Raw genomic sequence first — 21,452 nt, forward strand, 5'->3', positions numbered from 1 at the left:
TCACTTACGAACCAGCTGCTCTGCAAGCTCATGGCTATCCATGACGTGACTGGAGCTTATGATGCAATCGTCCGGCGTGTCCAGGTTAGCCAAGAAGTGATCTACGGCTCCGCTAAATCCTCTGCGCGTTAATATGGAGTCCCAGCTGCCGAAAGTTTCTTTGCGTTCAAGCTCTCCGCGTTCGGTATATCTGGCTTCTTCCATATTTACAACTTCCACCGATCTGCCTCCGCCGTGGAGTTCGATCTTCTCCAGGTCAGCCCCCGCCTCGCGCACCATATCGAATCGGCCGATGGCCTTTCTTCCAAGCTTGGCTGATCCGGCAGCATGAAGAAGCTGGTCCAACTCATTCGTGCGGATCCATTGATGAACCAGCTCCACATTATGATCCGAATACCATAACATCAGATCCAGCATATGAATCAGATCATCATAGATCGTTTTTGCTGCAGGAAGATGCTGAGTCCCTGTCCGATGCTTCGTTAACATCAGGGATTCAAACCCCTGCCCACCCTGCATCCACGCTTTCGCTTTCTGGTACATCGGTGCAAACCTTCGGTTAAAACCTACCGCAAGGAGCAGCCCCTGCGCCTCGGCAAAAGCAGTCATTTCTTCAGATTCCCGCAAGGTGTAGGACAGCGGTTTGTCCACATATACAGCCAGTCCCCGCTCCAAACATTGCATGACAATATCAAAATGTGCTTCCGTTGCTGTATGTACAAAAACGGCATCCAGATCCCAGGACAATAGTTCTTTCAGATCCGTCGTTCCGTTATCTAATCTATAAGCATGCTGAGCAGCCGTTACCGGCTCTGGAGAACGGTTCATAATACCGGCAATTTCCACATCAGGATGCGCGGTTAACAGGGGCAAGTATACTTTTTGAGCAATACCCCCAAGTCCGATGATCCCAGCTCGGGTTCGCTTCGTTGTTTCCATGATAAGCATTCCACCTTCAGATGAATTCTAAGTTTCCACGACCTATAGTGTAACCCTTCAGCCAGCAACATGCCAGTTGATCAGCGCAAGAAGGATTGAAATATCCGGTTCCCGGTCCAACGTGGTACACTTGGATAGAAAGGCATGTAGGATCAGGAGATTAGAGTAGTGCCCTGACCTGAAAGGAGCGTTTGGGGATTTGCGGAAATGGTTATGGCTCCTCTTGTATGTTTTGCTCGCCGGAGTCACGTTTATTTACAGATATGAACTGCTGGCATGGACCGATCAGAATCAGTCCATCCCCCTTCTCATTATCATAGCAATGCTTTTTGCGTTGGTACCTGTGATTCCCTACAAGTTTGTAATCGCAGCTTTGGGGTACAGTTACGGCACCACAACAGCAGCCTGGGTATGCTGGGTGGGGACCACCCTCGCAGCACTGCTCGTTTATGCGGGAGCGAGATATGCTTTTCGTAATCAGGCCAGAGCTTACCTGGATCGCATCCGTGGATTGAGTCGTTTTACCACCTGGATGGAGGCGCATCCCTTTATGGGCATTATGACGCTTCGCCTGCTTCCCGTTGTACCTCAAACTGCGGTCAATATTTATGCCGGCATTACCTACACACCTTTTTGGGTGTTCATGGTGGCTACGGCCATTGGCAAAATGCCTGCCATTTTAATTTTTGCCTATGCGGGCGCGCAAGCGGAAACTTCCATCTGGACGAGTCTGCTCATTTTTGTAGGATACTTTGCCATTATGGCCCTCGTCTTACTGCTGTTTCGTGTTCGCTCGCGAAAAAAGACCTGATGATTATTCATTAACATGACTATTGTGCTTAATTGTCCCTGTCCGGCTTGGTTGGCTTGCCAATTCAGGATATAATAGAAGTGTAAGCCAAATTCATAAATCTTCATCAGAAATGGAGTGACTATAGCATGGAACAACATTCAAGCGAAAAAGCAACATTTGCAGGCGGATGCTTCTGGTGTATGGTATCCCCCTTTGAGGAACTGCCCGGAATCCACAAGATCGTATCGGGTTATACAGGAGGACATACCGAGAATCCAACATATGAGGAAGTCTGTTCGGAAACGACAGGACATGTAGAGGCCGTTCAAATTACGTTCGACCCTTCCATCTTCCCTTATGAGAAGCTCGTCGAGTTATTCTGGCAGCAAATCGATCCGACGGATACGGGTGGACAATTCCATGACCGGGGATCTTCATACCAGACGGCTATCTTCTACCACAACGAAGAACAGCGTCAGATTGCAGAAGCCTCCAAGGCAGCTCTGGAGCAGAGCGGACGGTTTGATAAACCGATCTTCACACCCATTTTGCCTGCCAAACCATTCTATGAGGCCGAAGAACATCATCAGGACTACCACCACAAAAATCCGGCTCACTACAAACGGTATCGCAAAGGCTCCGGACGTGAAGACTTCATCGAGCGCAACTGGTCCGGCAATGTGGATAAAAGCAATCTGAAAGAGCGTCTGACTCCACTGCAATACGAAGTGACCCAGAATAATGCAACGGAACCAGCGTTCCACAACGAGTTCTGGGATCACCACGGTGACGGAATTTATGTGGATATCGTTTCTGGCGAGCCTCTCTTCAGTTCAACGGACAAGTACGATTCAGGCTGCGGCTGGCCAAGCTTCACGCGTCCATTGCGTGATTACAACGTGAAGGAAAAAACAGATCTCAGCCATTTCATGATTCGTACCGAAGTCAGAAGCCGTGAAGGGGATTCCCATCTGGGGCACCTGTTTAACGACGGTCCTGTCGAAGCGGGTGGTATGCGTTACTGCATTAACTCCGCCGCTCTTCGCTTTGTACCGAAGGAAGACTTGCAAAAAGAGGGATACGGCGAGTATGCAGTCCTCTTCAAATAAATTAAATACGACTGCCTGACCGTGGAACCAAAACACGGTCCAAAAAAGCAGGAGCAGCGGGTTATCACCGTTACTCCTGCTTTTTTCATGTTCCTATTTGAATCAGATAAGACATGTAAAGAGTTCTTGACACCTACACTTTTTTCCTTTTACAATACAGCTGTAAAGAGTTCTTTACAACCTAGGGGCAAGAAAAGAGGTTGATTCATGCAAAACCGCATTAAGCTGCTGCGTGAAGAGCTGGGCATATCCCAGGGCAAACTCGCCGAGTTGTGCGACGTCAGCAGACAAACCATTAACGCCATAGAGAATGACAAATACGACCCCAGCCTTCCGCTCGCCTTTGCCATTTCCGAGGCGCTTGAGGTCACCATCGAGCAGTTATTTCAGTACGAAAGGAAGAATTCAGAATGAAAATAAAGCATTGGAAAATGACACTTACAGGTGCTGCTGCATTTATTGTGCTAGCTACCGTTATTTATCGTACTGCAACAGGAAGGGACATTGGATTAAATGATATTGCTTCACTTGGTGCAGTTACGATCCTTTTCCTGTCAGCCCTGACTTGGGGGACCAAAGAGGATCGGGATGGGGTGCGTGAGGATGAGGAACTGGGCAGACGCATTACGGAGCAGAGCTCGAAGGTGGGATATTTTATACTGACCCTGTTCATTCTGGTGGCCGTTGGCATAGATCAATGGGTTCATGAAAAGCCAAGCCTCCTGCTATTATCGCTGCTCGGACTTTCCATGGTTACGCTGCCTTTTATCGAATGGGTTCACATGCGCAAATACAGGACAACAGAGGATTAACGTGTTCTGCGCAGCATCACTCCCCTGATGTCCTGTTCCATTTACTTCTTCACAACCAGCTGACGACCCAGCCGATCCAGTATGCAAATGGAATGAGCAGCAGCTGGGCCACAAGCGTGCCGAATAAACGGGATACCAGCATGCAGCCATAGATCTGATTCATTCGGTCCAAACGGATTTCGCCTCGCAGGGATTTATCACTGAGCAGGGAAATTCGCGGATCGATCAGGATCGTCAGCAAGATGGTCGCAATTCCGTTAATCAGCCCTGTCGATTGGGAGGCAGCCACGGCCTGCCCTGGATACAGGTAAGCTGCGTACAAACTGGATAATACACCCGTCGTATAAATGGCTGTCACCGCTACATTAAGCGTCATCAAACGTCTCGGCATTCCATGCTGCACTAGCCGCTTAGCCATTTTCCAGGAAGGCGGCGTAATATAATAGGCTGCGTTTCTGATTTTGGTGCCGTTCAGCAATCCGCGTACCATCGTCGGAATGGACCCCGCTGCTTCAAAATGCACAACCATTCTGGACGCAAGCTTCACCATCGTTGGAAAACACAATATGGCCATGGCAGTCCCTGCTGTTGCCGCCCCCATCAGCCAGTGCAGCTGCACGGCAAAATGTGAGTTCCCTCCATTTGTTGCGTTATCCACCAAATTCCCTACCATCGGTCCCTGGGCCATGTTGGATGTACGTGATACCAGCAGCAGAATCCCCGACAAGGAAAGGGCCAGCGCAATTCTGCGAGTTCTTAGCCCGCCAAGACGAAGCGCATAAGACAGGCTGTCTGCGGCATGAATAAGCATGGTAAACAGCATCGGAATAGCCAGACTTAGACTGAACATTAGATTGTACTCCTTTTATTTTCCTGTATTGGACTTTTTGTACATGTGACAGCATTATACCCCTCCAGCTTGCAAAAGTATAGGAATGCCATCTCGGTATGACAAATCATTACCCCTTCACAGCCAGTCCATTTTGTCGTTTATCCCTTCTCCCACAGGGTAATATACAACTAACCAAGATTACTCTCTAGGAGGGATTCAGACATGCCTTGGAATAAGAATGATTATCCGGTATCCATGAAAAATCTGGAGCCCCGTATCCGAAATAAGGCGATTGAAATCGCCAATGCCCTGCTGGATGACGGGTATGAGGAAGGACGCGCAATAGCAATAGCCACTGCCAAAGCCGAAGAATGGGATGAGAACCACCCTGCATCGGGTTCAACGGATTCGGGCCGGTCATCGGATGATAGCGGTTCTGCTTCCAAACGTCGCCATTCAGAACCTGTCTCCTCTTCCAAAAGCCATGACAATATTCACGTCGTACCTACGGAATCGGGCTGGGCCATTAAGGAAGAGGGTCAATCCCAATATGTATCCACGTTTGACACCAAATCTGAAGCGGTGGATGCCGCCAAGGAAATCAGCGGAGAGCAGAACATTCGGGCTATTATTCACAACCAGGATGGACAGATTGCTTCTTCCATTAAACCCTGACAGGTTTGTGCATCACTCTGATAGTGAACCATATGAAAACAGCTTCTCCGTGTAAAAAGCAACAAAAAAAGTCCTTTTCACTGCCGCTCAGGCAGTCAAAAGGACTTTTTGGTACCTTTCATTTATTGTGTTACTCCTCTCGCCACTGAAGTCCGTGGTGCAGGGGAAGTCACCGCCTTGGCTGCGGAAGGTATGGATACCTTCACAGCTGAGGTCGTAACGGTCCGGCGTACCGGAACACTGACCACGTACGTAATGACTTTGCTGGCAATCCACACGGCCAGAATGGTATATAAAGTTTCTTTTACCGGAAGAAAGAAAAGGGATAAGCCCAGCACAAACGCATCGCTGACAAAGAAGACGGTTCCCAGCTTCCATCCCTTCCAGCGGCTAACGAGCACGGCAAGGATATCATCTCCGCCTGTCGCTCCGCCGAATCGGAGCACGATCCCTGCGCCTACCCCCGTCAATATGCCGGATAGGACTGCAGGAATCCACAGGTTTCCGTTGAATGACATCTGCAATGTCGAGTATCGCTCAAAGCCGTCATAGAACAGGGAGAATGCGCCGACGCCAATCAGCGCCTGAATCATGAACTTCCAGCCTTTGATGAACCAGGCCAGGATCATGACCGGAATGTCGAGTAACAGCATGCCAATGGCAGGCGATAACCCCGTCGCGTATTTTCCGAGCAGGGCCAGACCGACAAATCCGCCCTCCGATAAATGATTCTGAAAATTAATGTGATAGTAAGCAAATGCCAAAATAAAAGTACCGAGCAGCATGATGGCGAGTTTTCCCGCCTCAGCCTTAATGTGTTGTTTGGTTAACGATGTTCTCTTCATTCAGGTTCCCTCGCAGTTTGTAGGTTGGTTTTTAGACCGACCGTACCCTGCAAAAGGCAAGCCTGGAAGAAATCATCGTATTTGTCCTTCGAATATTCATTCCAATCCCCTCTTTCGCAGAGTCAGCCGTTTTTGTGAATACGGTTGGTTTACTCTACAAGGGGCGCTAAGTGTATGAGAGATCGTAACGTTTCCAGATCGTCCTTGGGGAGATTGTCCTTCGGGAACTCATGGTATCCTGATCCTTTCTGTCTGTTTGTGGTTAGCTCTTTCAATTAAACTGGCGAACATCACACGTTTGACTCATGAAATTTACACTTAACCACTACGATTGCAGTACCCTCTTCCGATCGCTGTTATCCCCGGAATTTTTTTGATTCCCTTCTCCTAAGGGAAAAATTCGGTGATAAACGCGAGTGCTTCGCTTCTCCAGATGGGTTCTGCACTCTTCGTTCCGTGTAAATGACCGTCTGATAAAAAACATGTAATTTCTCTATCCAGTTTAAACTTCTATAGCTAACTTGCTTGTTCTTCTATTATATAACACCGACGTGGACGGGTCTAAACAGCAGACCCTTCAAAAATGCGCATAAAGCATGCTCTGGGCGGCTCCAGCAGGCAAACAGCCACACCAGGACAATCAATGCTTACTAATGGTGCAACCTGCTCCTTCATTCTATGACCGATGATGGCGAATATAACTGTCAGTCACCCAAACGTGACAAATTGGGGCTATTTTTTATTTTTGTGCGAATTTCGAAGGAATCCTCGGGAGCTTTCACATACACTATAGCAAACGAAAATCGGCTCATTCTTGACCAGCGCGGACGTTTTCCAGACTTACTCTGCTTTTTATGGTATAATATAACAATTGATTCCCACTACCGTTTAAGCGAGGCGGATTGATGAAAACGTTGAAGCCAAGAGTCTTTATTGGCTGCTCGCTGGAAGCGAAGCCGATTGCAGCCGCAGTACACGAAAATTTGCGTTTCTCAGCCGAAGTTACTCCTTGGTACTCCGGTGTTTTCAATCCAAGCAGCTATACGATGGACGATCTGGAAACAGAGGTGCGCACGACGGACTTTGCCATTTTTATTTTTCATCCGGATGATATATCCAAAATTCGCGGGAAGTACTATGCATCTGTCAGGGATAATACAATGCTGGAAATGGGTTTGTTTATGGGCCGTTTGGGACGAAAGCGTATTTTTTTCATTCTTCCGGAGGATATTACAGACATCAAGGATGCTGCAAAAATCGAGGGCTTGCGTATGCCTACTGATCTTCTTGGCTTGAATCCACTGGTCTATGAGATTCGTTCTGATGGCAAGTGGGCGCCAGCCGTGTCGGTTGCATGCTCCAAAATTGCTGACAGTATAGAAGAACAAGGACGATGGGTAGATCCAGAATTGGAGAAAATCATCAATCAGCATAAAGTGACTGAAGGAGAAGCACGGCTGCAATTGCTAAAGCTTCTGAGGTTCTTCAGAGAGTTGCTGCGGGTTCGCAAAGCGGATGCCGTCATGCTCGACCGAATGAGTGATGCCCTTCGTACGGCATTTGTGTCCCATCCTCCATTCGCAGTACGTGGTACAGCCATATACCGTACAGATGACAGTGGTTATATCGAGCAATTATGTGGTAATGTAGGGGAACCGGGGAGAAAATATGAGTTGTCTGCCAATGACGACAAAGAGCCAGATGACCCAAAACGCATTCTGGTCATTGATTCTTACCGTGAAAATAAAATCAAGATTAACCTGTATGACGATTACCTTGAGAAAGAATATCTGCTATGCTATCCTGTAGCCAAGAGGTATGTGATTACGGTTCATATTATTGGACATATAGAAGCGGATGAGGCGGTATTTCAACAGATTGACCTACAGAATCGTCAACTGTTCAACGCCATCAACGATTTGTTAGGAGGCGAACCGGAATGAAACCGGAAATGAAAAAAATAAGCAAGCGCTGGGGCAGCGAAAAAAAGGTACGCCTCAGCTCTGCGCCCGAATCATCACGACCGGTTCCGGAACCTAAGGAAGAAGATCGTTTCCACAAACCGGCCGTCCCGCTAATCACGATCGGCCCCTCGCTTAAGGGGAAGGAACGACCTTATAAGGTCATCCTGGAAAAAGAAGCTCTGTACGAGAAACCTCAATATTTAGCTTAACTTTCTATGCATTGTTCTTCATCCTGCCGCTGAAATCGGCAGTACGTTCAGGCCCCGCCGCCCAAGGCAGGGGCTTTTTTGTTGGCCATTCTCCCGCAATTAAACCAACCAACCGAAAATGAACACCTCTCCCCACTAACCTCGGAAAGCTTAAGAATCCAGTGCTGCAATTGCATTAGGCCATTTCTTACGCTCTTAGGTTTCCTGCATAACCCAGAAATTATACCTAAAATTTGGAGTATGCTTGTCCTGAGCAATCATCCCCATCATGAATGTACATGGCCTGCTGAATGCCCACTCCCAATTTTTTCTTGTTGTATTCCGTATCATCATTGCATATATTGATTATAATATAAGAACACATGTTCTGTAAATATATATGTTCGAATTCAAGGTTAAGGAAGTGAATGTATGTCATCCTCCCCTTCCGCCCCATCTCCTACGGATGAAGACCATCGATTGGTTAAAAGCCTTGTCGTGCATGCCCTGCTGCTGGATGTGCTTGAACGGGATATTCACACCCTGGATTCACTTCTGCTGAAAATGTCCGAGGTGTACGTTCTATCCCTGACCCGCATTCAAAATCAGGTACTACAAGAAATGCTGGCAGTTCGGCAGCAGATGCGGAAACGCGGTGTCAAAATTCTTGAGGAAAAACGTGAACAGGATGGCATCGAAACCGTCTACCTGTGCAGGGGATATTGGCAGCGGTTCTACATGCTCTGGACGTTTGCACGTAATGAAGTCAAGCAAGAACTCAGCCGACATCTGCATATTGATCTGACGCAGCGCATGTAGCTTGAACCGGAATACAGGTTGACCCGAAGCGGCCGGGTTCATTAAGATGGAATGGAACGTTATCGTTATCAACGATGAACCTATATTAGACGTGGAATGAATTCTTACTAAAACAAAAAAAGCCTGTCGTCTATACTAAGGTGAACAGACTCTATGATTAGAAAATTTTCTCAGACGTCTCATTACTCAAGGAGTTGTACTTCATGAATTTGAATTCGGGTAACCAACCATCCACCAGATATACAGGCATTGCCGCAGATGTGACCGAGTTGATCGGACAGACGCCGGCTGTAAAACTGAACAGGCTCACAGGCAGTGACTTTGCTGACGTATATGTCAAACTGGAATATTTCAATCCAAGCGGCAGTGTCAAGGACCGTGCCGCTTACAATCTGATCGTTCAGGCTGAACGGGCAGGGCTGCTGCTTCCTGGCGCAACCATCATCGAGCCCACCAGCGGCAATACAGGCATCGGTCTCGCCATGAATGCTGCAGCCAAAGGATATAAGGCCATTCTGGTCATGCCTGACAATATGTCCAAGGAGCGCATCAACATTCTGAAAGCCTATGGCGCAGATGTCGTGCTCACTCCTGCGGCTGAACGGATGCCCGGGGCTATCCGCAAAGCGAAAGAGCTTCATGCTGACATCCCGGGCAGCTTCATTCCTCAGCAATTCGAGAATCAGGCCAATCCGGACATTCACCGGGTTACGACTGCTCCCGAGATTATGCAGCAGATGGAGGGCAAGCTGGATGCTTTTATTGCAACAGCGGGCACAGGCGGCACCATCACCGGAACCGGTGAAGAGCTGCGCAAGCAGCTGCCGGATATCCGGATCTATGCGGTGGAGCCCAAAGGTTCACCCGTGCTATCCGGCGGCGAGCCGGGTCCCCACAAGCTCGTCGGTACAAGTCCGGGGTTCGTACCGGACATTCTGAATACCGACGTGTGGGACTCCATTATCCAGGTGTCCGATGAGGATGCACTGGATACCATGCGGCAGCTTGCTGCCCGGGAAGGGCTGCTGCTCGGCCCTTCATCTGGTGCTTCGGCTTGGGCCGCACTGCGCATTGCGCGAGAATTGGGGCCAGGCCACCGAGTGCTCTGTATTGCGCCGGATACCGGGGAACGCTATTTGAGCATGGGTATTTTTTAACACAACATAATCTGTACTCCCAAAAAAGGCTGCCTCTTAACTCATCATGTTGACCGAGGGCAGCCTATTTGCGTTCAATTGCTCCATGAACCTGCTTCACGCTTAGCTAGGAGTAAGGGGAAACTCCACTCCAGGCACCCTCAATATCATATCAAAATAAAAAATAAGCTCTTGCTCACCTACAGATGATTCATCTGCAGAGAACAAGAACTTATTTCGATAAGGAAGCATTTTAAGAACATGCAACTAAACCAATCAGTGTGTCAACGTGGTCCATTCCACACCTTTGGGAAGCAGGGCCGCAATGCGGTCTTTGGCTTCCTTTTTGGTATACAGCGATTCATCGAGAATAACCGCAGAACCCGAGTCACTGCTTGTGCGAATCAAACGTCCCAGACCTTGCTTCACGCGCAGCAGCATGTATGGAAGATCAATCTCTTCGTACGGTGCCGCAGATGCACTGCGTTTAGCATTGAATACAGGATCCTGCGGAGGATACGGGAGCGACCAGATCATGACATTGGATAATGAAGGGCCCGGAACGTCCAGTCCCTCCCACAGATTGACGGAGCACAGCACACTCTCCTCATCCTGCTGGAACGCTGCAATCAGATCACTGATCTCCCGGTCGCCTTCGTACATGAATCGCAGACCCTGCGCTTCCGGAACATGAACGATGTCCTGTTTAAACGTTCGCAGCTCTTCCATGGTACGGAACAGAATAAGCGCACGGCCGCCACTTTCCTGAAGCATCGACACAGCATCTCGCATCCGATTTTCGTTCTCCGGGTGACCGGGTACAGCTTGATCTGTAATCTTCATCTGCATTTTATCCGCATAGTCATATGGAGAAGCCACCGAGAATGATACAAAATCATCAATCCCCAGACTGTCTGCCACATAACGGAAGGAATTGTCCACTGACAAGGTTGCCGACGAGAATACAATGGGAATCCCGGTATTGAACACGCGCTCGTTCAGGATTTCTTTTACCGTGCGAGGCATGATGGACAGTGTCGTCTCGTCCTCATTCTCTTCAGCCCAGCAGATGTAGCCATCTTCCTTGCGGAACAGGGACAATGCTGTCTGAATCATATCCAGATGTTCTTCCACTACTCGCATCTGATACCCATCCAGCGAGAACAGTCCACTTTCAAATACCAGCTCTTCACCGATGGCATCCAGCACACTGGTCAGACGTTCAATTTCACGCAGCAGCGGCGCTTCTACACGAACTTCCTTCCGTTCTGAGCCTGGAATTGCCACCGTATACGTATCCAGCAGTCTAAACAGTCGCTCACTGCTCTCAATCGCTTCGTCCACACGTTCTGCAAGGGACTCACGAATCTCCCCTTCCAAAAGCCGAGTTACCAGTTCCTCGAAGATGCGGTGTTTCAGCTTGTAGCTGAGTGCGTTCAGCGCTGCCTCTTCCAGCAGATGTCCTTCATCAAAGACAACCGAGCTGTGATCAGGCAGCAGCGGCAGCTGTCCTTCGCGTTTGCGGGCCTCATAGGTCCACACATGCTCCATGTAGTAGTCATGGGAACAGATGATGATGTCCTTGGAGCGGCGATAGTGATCACGTGATAACGTCAGTCCGCAGCGCTGTCTTTTTGGACAAACAAAGCAATCCTGGAATGGGTCCCAGTTGATCTTGTTCCACTGGCGATCGTTCAAATGCGGATACTGTTTGCGGTCACCATAGGGATGGAAAGCCTGAAGCGTTCCAGGTGTATTCACGAAATCCGGCAGGCTCTCATGCACTTCTTCAATGACAGGCGCATCCTCGTCCGCGAATCTTACCGCACTTAATTTGTTCAAACAAACGTATTGATCTGGTGATTTACCGAGACGAGCGTCCACCTGAAGATCCAGATGTTCGGCCAGCTTCGCAATATCTCCGCCCGGCTTCACCAATTGTTCAATCAATGACTCATCGGCGCAGGCAATCACTGCCGGTTTGCCCGTATAACGTGCATAACAGACCGCATAGAGCAGGTAGACTAACGTCTTGCCTGTCCCTACACCGGCCTCAGCCATGATGGTCTTTTTATCTCCATAGGCCCGTTCGAGCTGGTACGCCATAAAAATCTGTTCATCCCGTACCTCGAAGCCGGACTCTGGCAAAATATCGTAGAAAACATCGGCCACCCACTCTCCCAAACGGGATACAAAGGGCTCTGCCGGGTCATATGCAAAAGGATAACGTTGTGTAGACAATCCTTGGTCAGCCTCCATTCTTATACAAGCAGCCCTTAACATTTTTCGTTCAAAAAAAGGCCGCTGGGCAAAAGTTAATTATCTCACGCTATGAGTTAAGTGACAAGCTTTTTTTACTACAAGGAATGTATAGAACAAGGATCCAGGGAAAATATATATTCGAATCCATCAAAAGGAAAGGCGGTGCTCCATGAATCATCATTCTTCACAATCAGAGCATTCCCCAGACACGTCACCAGAGACTTTAACGGATCGTCAGGGCCACCCCATCACGGATAATCAGAATGTCCGAACCGTCGGCAGCCGGGGACCGACTACGCTGGAGAATTATCATTTTCTCGAAAAGATTACGCATTTTGACCGCGAACGTATTCCTGAGCGGGTGGTCCATGCACGCGGCGCTGGTGCTCATGGCATATTCGAAGCGTATGGAACAGCCGGTGATGAGCCTGTATCCAAATATACGCGTGCTCGTCTGTTTCAGGAGAAAGGCAAACAAACCCCTGTGTTTGTCCGGTTTTCCACGGTAATCCATGGTGGGCATTCACCAGAGACACTCCGTGACCCGCGCGGCTTCGCTGTGAAATTTTATACCGAAGACGGCAACTGGGATCTTGTTGGCAACAACCTGAAAATCTTTTTCATCCGTGACCCGCTGAAATTCCCGGATATGGTACATGCCTTCAAACCGGACCCGTTGACCAATGCACAGGACATGGAGCGGTTTTTCGACTTCGTTTCGCTTAGTCCTGAAGCTACCCATATGATTACGTTCCTCTTCTCTCCATGGGGAATACCGGCCAATTATCGTCAAATGCAGGGATCGGGCGTCAATACATACAAATGGGTAAACCAAGAAGGCACGGGTGTGCTCATTAAATATCACTGGGAACCCCTGAAGCAAGGGATACGGAACCTGCTGCAAAAAGACGCCAGCGAGATTCAGGGACAGGAATTCAACCATGCCACCCTGGATCTGTATCATGCGATTGAACAGGGCGATTACCCGGAATGGGAACTGTGTGTTCAGATCATGGAAGACGGCGAACATCCGGAGCTGGACTTCGATCCACTCGATCCGACCAAGCTGTGGCCGCCAGAGCAATTTCCGTTTTTGCCTGTAGGAAAAATGACCTTGAACCGCAATCCTGAGGATTACTTTAACGAAGTGGAACAAGCTGCTTTTGGCACAGGGGTTCTCGTGGATGGGCTCGATTTCTCGGATGACAAATTGCTGCAAGGGCGTACCTTCTCCTACTCGGATACCCAACGTCACCGGGTTGGAGCGAACTATCTGCAGTTGCCTGTGAATGCTCCCAAAAATCGCGTAGCTACCAACCAAAGCGGTGGTCAGATGCAGTACAAGGTTGATCGTGCGCCAGGACAGAACCCGCATGTGAACTACGAGCCTTCTTCTCTGGGTGGTCTGTCCGAAGCAGCTCCACGCGGCAAGGAGCATGAACCTCTTATTGAAGGTCGACTGGTTCGGGAGAAAATTCCGCGTCCTAACGACTTCGGTCAAGCCGGTGATACATACCGGGCGTTTGAAGATTGGGAACGAGAGGAACTGGTCAGCAACCTGGTTGGTGCACTCTCCAAATGTAAACCGGACATTCGTGAACGCATGATCTCACACTTCACTCAGGCCGATGCCGACTACGGTCGTCGTGTAGCTGAAGGACTGGCGTCTGTGCCGACAGATGACAGTGCCACGGTTCAGCCGAAACATGAACCAAGCGCGGAAGAAGCATCCCGGCGCAGTCATGAAGCTGATCCTTACTAAAAGTTGAAATAAGGACAACATAGAAGAGATTAGCACGTAGTACCGTATCGAAAATTATCTTGGATCCGACCGATATATGGCCATTGCCCCGATAGCAGCTGCCTAAAGCAGCTGCTATCGGGGCTTTTTGAGTTATACCCATGGACAAATACTTTTCCAATCAAGTCTGACCTTACCAAGTTTCATGTAGTCGAGGTTCATTTCGGTGGATCAACCTTGTTTTCATGCCATTTTGTCATCCTGTTGCCCCCTTTCCCGCGTTCATTTCAGACGATTGCTCGTTAAATGAAGGCGATCAGCCAATGTAAGGATTATGCATCACTTTTTAAATAGCAGCACTTGTGACCTCGACATCTGACATACCGGCTTGTATAGGTGACCCAATGAAATGATTATTGTTGATAACGCTTACACGTTTTACGATGAACCTGTGCTCTACCGAAATGCACTATCCCATTAACCAAGGAGGTTTCACAATGAAATGGTTCCCTTCTGTCTCTAATTATCCATCTGTACGCTCTGAACGTTCATGGAAATCGAAAATGGCTTATCTGTGTTTGAGCACCGCTTTTCCTCTAATGCTATTAGGTGGTGGATTAGCTGGTGCGATGGAACTTACGGAAAGTGGTGTGCAAAATTCGTCGGAACAGTCAGCTGCAACAACTCCTGCTGCACTCGCTGCTGGTGATTTATATGTCGCTCCTAACGGATCAGCAAACAATCCGGGAACGCTGGCAAGCCCGACTACACTTGCGAATGCACTGACTCAAATCCCTCCGGGCAAAACCATTTTTTTGCGGGGCGGAACCTACACTTTCTCGGAAACCGTTACGATTGAGCGAGGCAACAGCGGCGCGTCTGGACAGCGCAAAAATCTGGTCGCTTACGGAACGGAAAAGCCTGTCTTCGATTTCTCCGCCCAAGCATTCTCATCCACCAATCGGGGTATGCAGATGTTCGGGGATTATTGGTTGGTTAAAGGGCTTGAAGTGAAAGGCGCGGGCGATAACGGAATCTTTATCGGTGGTAGCTACAATCGCCTGGAACAGATTGAAGCTCACCATAATCGCGATACGGGCATCCAGCTGGGACGGTACGCCTCGACTGCTGCCAAGAGTGAATGGCCTGCTTACAATGAGATTATTCGCTCCTATTCCCATAACAACTACGATCCGGATGATGGCGAGGATGCAGACGGTTTTGCCGCTAAATTAACGGTAGGCCCAGGTAACCTGTTCGACGCATGTATCGCTGCCTATAATGTGGACGATGGATGGGATCTCTACAGCAAAACGGATACGGGGGCTATTGGCGCCGTAACGATCCGTAACAGCATAGCTTATGCCAACGGCGCAACATTAGATGGTACATCCACCTCCAACAGTGATGGCAACGGCTTCAAGCTGGGCGGCGAGAAAATTGCTGTGAATCATATTGTGGAAAACAGCATTGCCTTTAATAATAAAAAACATGGCTTCACATACAACAGTAATCCCGGTTCCATTCAGATGAAAAACAACACGTCCTGGAACAACGGCCAAAGCAATTTTGCCTTCGATGTAGGCACCCATCTTTTCACCAATAATCTGTCCTTCCAGGGCGGCGCCAGTGACAAAACAAGCGGAACCGACGTCAGCAGCACCAACGTCTGGTGGAAAAACAAAAAGAGCGTAAATGACAAAGGCCTGCTCGCGAGTGCAGACGACTTTGTCTCCCTAGTACCATCTGTAACTCGCAGCAGCGATGGGACGCCAGTACTGGGTAATTTCCTGAAGCTTGCTGCAGGCAGTGATCTGATTGGCTCGGGTACGCCATCCGGTACAAATATTGGGGCGAGGTAGTTGGTATGTCGTTTTGAGTTAGATTAAAACCTGTATATTGAGTGCACATGTGGAGTAAAATGTAACCGTCTAAAGAAGAGCCCCCTTCACGATACCAGCCAAATTAGCTGGTTTTGGTGAAGGGGGCTTTGAGCTGCTGTGAACATCCCGTTGACCTATGAATTTTCGCTATTTCTCCTGTGGATATATAAATACATAATTACTCTCATCCGACTTCTCTTCGGAGAAAACAAAATCTAACCGATCAAAGCTTCTGATCTCCTCCACATCTGTAATCTTACGCTCAGCCATGTACCGCACCATCTCACCTCTGGCCATTTTGGCGCGGGTTGCCTTTTCAACCAACTTTCCATCGACCATTTGTCCAAACACACAATTGATAAATCGGGTTTCCTCGCTTAGAAAAGGAATGATATTTTTGCTGTACTCTTTGGAAGCCAAATTTAGAATACAATTGCTTTCTGATTGAAGCTGATCTGCAAGCTTGCTGCCCCAGAATTGATAGAGCGTTTTGAAGCCCGGACCTTGCAGTTTGCCCTGCATCTCCAACCGATAAGGTGTAACCCCGTCGAAAGGCCGCAACATGCCATAGAAACCGGATAATATGCGCAAATGCTGCTCCAGATACGACAGTTCTTCCTGCTGAAAAACACCCGCTGCCATATACTGATACTGAATGCCCTCATAGGCATAGATGGCTGGCGTAAGATTGGCTTTTAGATTCATTTTTTGAATACGTTCCATATTCTGTTCGGCGATTGCATCATTACACTTCCATAACGCTTTGAGCTCGTCATAGGATAACTTTTGGAGCACACTCAACAGCTGTCCTGACTCGTTTATAAAACGCGGCATCTGCGCGCTGGTCATCAGATCGGTATCGATCTTCATCTTTTTGGCAGGTGATATGATAATTCTCATCGTGCTGATCCATCCTTAATCTACCGTTGTTTTTATCGTTATCCATTGTACAGGATTAGGCAGATGAATCCAATGGTGAAGCATTTTTTCCTCTCATGTCTATGTAGAATAACTTGGAACAAAAAGAATGGAGTATAGGTTACATTTCAAAATGAACAATCGATCGAACCCACATTGTCTGGCATAGGCCCCTGCTACTAGACCAAATCATGAACTTATCAATATGTTCTTAGCTGAAGTTAGGCCCATATTCTCATGGTCACCATGAGCTGTTTTGTTATGATTATATACGATGTATTTGAATTGCTATTTTTCAAAGAGAAAGGGTGCCGCTTTTTATGTTTGTTTTTCATTTACTGCTCGCTCTCGCACTTTTGGGCGGTTCAGGCAGCTCCAATGACGTCACATCTACACCACTGGAAATCACTCCGTTACAGCCTCATCCTGCTGATTCTGAGCTTGTCTTGGAATCCGGTTTACAGCCTTTCCGGGCCGAACTAACATACAAAGGACTTAAGCCAGATTATAATCCATTCGAGCAAGCTGCCAGTGACCTTCAGGATAAGCTTTTTGAAAGTGAACCATCACCGCTTCTGTCCGAACCTGGAGATACAGGTACATTTGATTACGGCGGACAACTTCAATTGTTAAAAGCTGTGCCTCTGAAGCAAAGTATTGAATTCGGGCCATTAACGATTCATATTATGGATGTTCAATTATTAGAGGCTCTTGAGATTCCTGAGGAATCCCGAAAAAACATTTCTATTCTGAATCAAGAAGATATCGGTCCTGATATGACTTATATCAAAATCGTCTACAGTGTAGAAAATACCACGGATCAAAATATCGGATTTTACGGGTTGAATTCCATTCATCCCAATACGGGTAAACCCATCTCAGCAGATCGTAATTTCATGAGGAAGCCTTATGTTTATCATCAATATGACGGCGTAGTCGTGGATAATATGGGCTATGGTTTCGTATATACAGATGACCCTGACAAGCTGGAATCCATTGAATTGGTTTTCAACAGAATCTATGACTATGACACCGGAGAGACCATCGTAGAGCCTACTTCATTGAATATTCCTATCACGGTCCAACAGTAATAATAAATTTATAAGCTTATATTTGCTTCCATACTAAGATATCATTTGTCCGCGATAACATCATTGTTAAACCCCAGCCACGTGCCTGCAGAAGAGCAGAGTACACAGCTGGGATTCTTTGTTTTTATTAAGAAAATGTATTTGCTCTAGCTACTGCCTCAACCTGTCTCATCTCGTAAAATCGTGCTGCCCAATCGTCAGGAGAGTCGGCCTGCTTTTGCTCCATAGCGAAGTTGCAATCTTCGGATTGTAATAATAGAGCGCACCATTCGTCGGATCAGCACCATTCAAAGCTTTACGCGCTGCCTTATAAGAAGTAGCCGTCGGCTTTGTATTGAACTGACCATCATCAATTGCGGTGAACTGCCCTTTCTGGAAAATCACCTGCGGGATGGATGACGGGAATGCACTGGATTGCACCCGATTCAAGACGACCGCCCCTACAGCAACCTGTCCTTCAAAGGATTCCCCGCGCGCCTCCCCGTGAATTAGCTTCGCCAACTGGCGCAGCGTCTCACCTTCGGCTTTGGCCTTTTTGTTCAGTCTATTCAGTGTCGCCGGGCCTGCAATTCCATCCGCGCTCAGGCCCTGAGCCTGCTGAAATTTGCGTACAGCACTTTTGGTAATGGAACCGTAATATCCGGTCAATCCGGCTTTGAAGTAACCCAGATCCCGCAATTGCTCCTGCAATTGCAGCACATGCTCACTTTGAACGCCCTTCTCCAGCTTCTGGGCTCCCGCAGATGGAGCTGCCATCGTGAGACCAAGAGCAATCGCAAAGGCACTGAGAAGTAAACTGACTCGTCCTGCTCTTTTACCAGCCTTTTTCCCCCTCCGATGAGTTACTGCCCGACTCACCGTGATCGGTTCCATGTTGCCAGCAATTTTGCTTAATTCTAACCTATAAGCCCTGATCAGTTCATTGGCACTTTTCGTTCCACTCACCTTATGCTTTTTAGCCATTGTATTCGTTTGATCCATTTTAATACTATTTTTCATGATTCGATTAACCTCCATTATTCTGAGTCCAGACCCCACTTTTCCCCCTGAACCCTCCCTTATGGACATCCCGAGTGTCATTATAGGATATCGCCAAAGTGCCGTCTATCGGACCGATGGAGCATGAAAAACAGGGCCTTGAACATAGCAAAAAGAGGCATGAGCCCATGGTCATGTCAGGGCTATGCCTCTTCTTATATCAACCTTATGCCGCTTGTCCAGCCTCCATTTCCGTAGGCAGGCAGACCCGCACAAAAGTTGCGCTTGTATTTATTTACATCTACTCTGCCAGTTCCTGACCCTTCGTTTCCCGGCCGAGGAAGAGTACAGCCGCTGCGCCAATCAGGATCGTCACGAAGAAAATCGTGAAAATCAGGCTAATGGCCACCTCGCGCTGAACCAGCATGCCGACCATCAATGGAGCAAGTACGCCCCCGATGCGGCCCACCGATGTAGCAAGGCCCACACCTGTCGAACGAACCGAATCTGGATATAGTTCCGGACTATACGCGTACAGACCGCCCCATGCCCCCAGATTGAAGAAAGACAGACAGATGCCTGCGGTGAGAATGGCCGCTTCGGTTGTTGCCAAGCCAAAAGCAATCGCACTCACTGCCGTCAGTGTAAGATAAACGACCAGGACGAATTTACGTCCGTACCGCTCGATAAAATAAGCCGCTGTAAAGTAACCAGGCAGCTGTGCCAACGTCATAATCAGCACGTACTGAAAGCTTTTGACCAGGGTGAAGCCTTTGGCCATCACGACGGAAGGCAGCCACAGGAACATGCCATAGTAGGAGAAAATGACCGTAAACCACAAGATCCAGAGCATGATGGTTGTCCGGCGATGCGGTGCAGACCAGACTGCAGCCACTTTCTCCCCGAATGTCGTCTTCCGGATGGTCTTGTTTTGCTTGTAACGCGGCGGGTCCTGAATGACACGGCGCAGATACAGCGCGTAGAATGCCGGAACGGCACCAATAGCAAATGCAATTCTCCAGCCGTATTCCGGGATGACAAAGTTGGCAATGAGTGCCGATACAATCCAGCCTCCAGCCCAGAAACTCTCCAGCAGCACGACGGCACGGCCGCGTTCTGCTGTCGGCATGGACTCTGATACCAGTGTGGAGGCTACAGGCAGCTCACCACCAAGCCCAATTCCAGCAATCAGGCGCAGTACGCACAGTACGGCAAAGCCGGTCGCCAGTGCAGACAAACCGCTCGCAATGGTGAAGATTAACAGGGTCCACATCAAAATGGCCTTACGGCCAAAACGGTCAGCGAGTGCACCTGCAAGCAATGCACCGAGCGCCATACCGATGGAGTTGATACTGGTCAGCACACCGACTTGTCCGGGACTGAGGCTCCATTCCTTGGCAAGAGCTGCCACGATGAAGGAAATCATGCCGACTTCCATTGCATCAAACAGCCAGCTCATCCCGGCACTGAACAGCAGCTTGCGCTGCTTGGGATTCCGCAACACTTCCAGTTTAGTCATAACGATAGCTCCTTGATCTCTATGTAGTCATTCTGACACTAAACCATTATTATGCAGAATGATCCAGAAATCAATGAAAAATACGCTCTCCTCCACGTCACCATCCAATAGCTCACCCCTTGAGTGAACCCGCTGTCAGACCTGCAACAAAATAACGCTGGAGCAAAATGAACAGCACAATCATCGGAATGGCCGTCACCAGTACCCCTGTCAGCATCATCGGATAGTTCGTCACATACTCTCCGCGGAACTGCATAAGTGCCAGCGGTAACGTCAATTTGGACTTGCTGCTGAGCATGAGCATCGGAATGAGCAGATCATTCCAAACCATGACCAGCAGGAACGTAGCTGTAGCCGCAAGTGAAGGTGCCGCAAGCGGAAGCGCAATCCGTGTGTAGAGGCGCCACTCGCTTGCCCCATCCATGCTGCCCGCCTCCAGAATCTCGGCATTCAGCATGCGCATGAAACCCGTCAGCATGAATACGGAGACAGGCATCAGCATGGCGGCCGATACAACGATCAGCCCCGTTAGGCTGTCCGACCAGCCCAGCGTGCGTGTAAGAGAGTAGATCGGCAGCATGCTGACCTGGGAAGGAACAATAAGCCCAGCAACGAACAGCCCAAATACAATTTTCCCCACACTTCCGCCCCAGCGAACAATGGCATAGGCAATCATGCTGCTCAGCAGCAGCTCAATCACCACCGTACCCAGTGTCACGACAAGACTGTTGCCGAAATATTGCCACATCGGCTGACTGCGAAACATGCCCGTAACGTTATCCCAGGTAAACGGATCAGGCCAGCTGAATGGACTGGTGAAGAAGTTGCTGCTTGTTTTGAATGAGGATACAAATACGAAGTACAGCGGTACGATAATCAGCAGCGCGTACACCAACAAAATCAGGCGATTGAACCATTTTAGAAACATGTGAACTCCCTTCTGCCTCT

At 48.6% G+C, this 21,452-nt stretch carries 19 protein-coding genes and 1 pseudogene; 12 read left to right on the forward strand and 8 right to left on the reverse strand.

The genetic code is table 11. The annotated features are described in order from the left end of the window. Window positions 1-939 (reverse strand): Gfo/Idh/MocA family protein, encoded by a 939-nt coding sequence (locus tag F4V51_RS19580; RefSeq protein ID WP_153979313.1) that lies wholly within the window; start codon window positions 937-939, stop codon window positions 1-3. 199 nt (window positions 940-1,138) lie between these two features. Here F4V51_RS19580 and F4V51_RS19585 point away from each other — a divergent pair, with 199 nt between their 5' ends. From F4V51_RS19585 to F4V51_RS19600, 4 genes are all read left to right on the forward strand, one after another. Then, window positions 1,139-1,750 carry a TVP38/TMEM64 family protein gene (locus F4V51_RS19585; RefSeq protein WP_153979314.1) on the forward strand — a complete coding sequence of 204 codons (612 nt, stop codon included), beginning with the start codon at window positions 1,139-1,141 and terminating at the stop codon, window positions 1,748-1,750. 128 nt (window positions 1,751-1,878) lie between these two features. Further along, window positions 1,879-2,841 (forward strand): peptide-methionine (S)-S-oxide reductase MsrA, encoded by a 963-nt coding sequence (gene msrA / locus F4V51_RS19590; protein WP_095290345.1) that lies wholly within the window; start codon window positions 1,879-1,881, stop codon window positions 2,839-2,841. A 207-nt stretch (window positions 2,842-3,048) separates the two neighbouring features. Beyond that, a complete protein-coding gene (locus tag F4V51_RS19595; protein ID WP_095290343.1) occupies window positions 3,049-3,255 on the forward strand; it encodes a helix-turn-helix transcriptional regulator in 207 nt (68 codons plus the stop codon). Then, entirely contained in the window at window positions 3,252-3,653 is a 402-nt protein-coding gene (locus F4V51_RS19600) for a hypothetical protein (protein WP_153979315.1), read from the forward strand. Before F4V51_RS19595 ends, F4V51_RS19600 begins: the two co-directional genes overlap by 4 nt. A gap of 49 nt (window positions 3,654-3,702) precedes the next feature. Here the strand turns inward: F4V51_RS19600 and F4V51_RS19605 are convergent, their stop codons facing one another. Then, window positions 3,703-4,503 (reverse strand): lipid II flippase family protein, encoded by an 801-nt coding sequence (locus F4V51_RS19605; protein WP_153979316.1) that lies wholly within the window; start codon window positions 4,501-4,503, stop codon window positions 3,703-3,705. A gap of 204 nt (window positions 4,504-4,707) precedes the next feature. Here F4V51_RS19605 and F4V51_RS19610 point away from each other — a divergent pair, with 204 nt between their 5' ends. Continuing rightward, the gene (locus F4V51_RS19610; protein ID WP_153979317.1) at window positions 4,708-5,160 is read left to right on the forward strand and encodes a DUF2188 domain-containing protein; all 453 of its coding nucleotides are present in this window, start codon (window positions 4,708-4,710) and stop codon (window positions 5,158-5,160) included. A 122-nt stretch (window positions 5,161-5,282) separates the two neighbouring features. Here the strand turns inward: F4V51_RS19610 and F4V51_RS19615 are convergent, their stop codons facing one another. Beyond that, window positions 5,283-6,005 carry a YitT family protein gene (locus tag F4V51_RS19615; RefSeq protein ID WP_153979318.1) on the reverse strand — a complete coding sequence of 241 codons (723 nt, stop codon included), beginning with the start codon at window positions 6,003-6,005 and terminating at the stop codon, window positions 5,283-5,285. Between the two features lie 905 nt (window positions 6,006-6,910). Here F4V51_RS19615 and F4V51_RS19620 point away from each other — a divergent pair. The 4 genes from F4V51_RS19620 to cysK all read left to right on the forward strand — a co-directional run bounded on the left by F4V51_RS19620 (window position 6,911) and on the right by cysK (window position 10,133). After that, complete coding sequence (locus tag F4V51_RS19620) at window positions 6,911-7,948, forward strand: nucleotide-binding protein (RefSeq protein WP_095290334.1); 1,038 nt, start codon at window positions 6,911-6,913, stop codon at window positions 7,946-7,948. Beyond that, window positions 7,945-8,178 (forward strand): hypothetical protein, encoded by a 234-nt coding sequence (locus tag F4V51_RS19625; RefSeq protein ID WP_095290332.1) that lies wholly within the window; start codon window positions 7,945-7,947, stop codon window positions 8,176-8,178. Before F4V51_RS19620 ends, F4V51_RS19625 begins: the two co-directional genes overlap by 4 nt. A gap of 411 nt (window positions 8,179-8,589) precedes the next feature. Further along, on the forward strand, window positions 8,590-8,976 hold the full coding sequence (locus tag F4V51_RS19630) for a YhjD family protein (protein ID WP_153979319.1): 387 nt from the start codon (window positions 8,590-8,592) through the stop codon (window positions 8,974-8,976). 203 nt (window positions 8,977-9,179) lie between these two features. Beyond that, window positions 9,180-10,133, forward strand: a complete 954-nt coding sequence (gene cysK, locus F4V51_RS19635; protein ID WP_153979320.1) for a cysteine synthase A — start codon at window positions 9,180-9,182, stop codon at window positions 10,131-10,133. A gap of 255 nt (window positions 10,134-10,388) precedes the next feature. Here the strand turns inward: cysK and F4V51_RS19640 are convergent, their stop codons facing one another. Then, on the reverse strand, window positions 10,389-12,371 hold the full coding sequence (locus tag F4V51_RS19640; RefSeq protein WP_153979321.1) for an ATP-dependent DNA helicase: 1,983 nt from the start codon (window positions 12,369-12,371) through the stop codon (window positions 10,389-10,391). A gap of 172 nt (window positions 12,372-12,543) precedes the next feature. On the opposite strand from F4V51_RS19640, the pseudogene F4V51_RS19645 reads away from it, so the two are divergent. Then, a pseudogene (locus F4V51_RS19645) lies at window positions 12,544-14,037 on the forward strand (catalase); the annotation flags it as partial. 707 nt (window positions 14,038-14,744) lie between these two features. Next, window positions 14,745-15,977, forward strand: a complete 1,233-nt coding sequence (locus F4V51_RS19650) for a right-handed parallel beta-helix repeat-containing protein (protein WP_236146827.1) — start codon at window positions 14,745-14,747, stop codon at window positions 15,975-15,977. A 168-nt stretch (window positions 15,978-16,145) separates the two neighbouring features. On the opposite strand, the gene yaaA is transcribed toward F4V51_RS19650, so the two are convergent. Beyond that, window positions 16,146-16,898, reverse strand: coding sequence for a peroxide stress protein YaaA (yaaA, locus tag F4V51_RS19655; RefSeq protein WP_153979323.1), 753 nt, complete (start codon window positions 16,896-16,898; stop codon window positions 16,146-16,148). 338 nt (window positions 16,899-17,236) lie between these two features. Here yaaA and F4V51_RS19660 point away from each other — a divergent pair, with 338 nt between their 5' ends. Continuing rightward, a complete protein-coding gene (locus tag F4V51_RS19660) occupies window positions 17,237-18,007 on the forward strand; it encodes a hypothetical protein (RefSeq protein ID WP_153979324.1) in 771 nt (256 codons plus the stop codon). 168 nt (window positions 18,008-18,175) lie between these two features. On the opposite strand, the gene F4V51_RS19665 is transcribed toward F4V51_RS19660, so the two are convergent. From F4V51_RS19665 to F4V51_RS19675, 3 genes are all read right to left on the reverse strand, one after another. Then, a complete protein-coding gene (locus tag F4V51_RS19665) occupies window positions 18,176-19,006 on the reverse strand; it encodes a cell wall hydrolase (RefSeq protein WP_227779827.1) in 831 nt (276 codons plus the stop codon). A 280-nt stretch (window positions 19,007-19,286) separates the two neighbouring features. Then, window positions 19,287-20,504, reverse strand: a complete 1,218-nt coding sequence (locus F4V51_RS19670; protein WP_153979325.1) for an MFS transporter — start codon at window positions 20,502-20,504, stop codon at window positions 19,287-19,289. Between the two features lie 112 nt (window positions 20,505-20,616). Then, window positions 20,617-21,432, reverse strand: a complete 816-nt coding sequence (locus F4V51_RS19675; protein WP_153979326.1) for a carbohydrate ABC transporter permease — start codon at window positions 21,430-21,432, stop codon at window positions 20,617-20,619. Between the last annotated feature and the right edge of the window lie 20 nt (window positions 21,433-21,452).

The sequence above is a fragment of the Paenibacillus xylanilyticus genome (assembly GCF_009664365.1).
GTDB lineage: Bacteria > Bacillota > Bacilli > Paenibacillales > Paenibacillaceae > Paenibacillus > Paenibacillus xylanilyticus_A.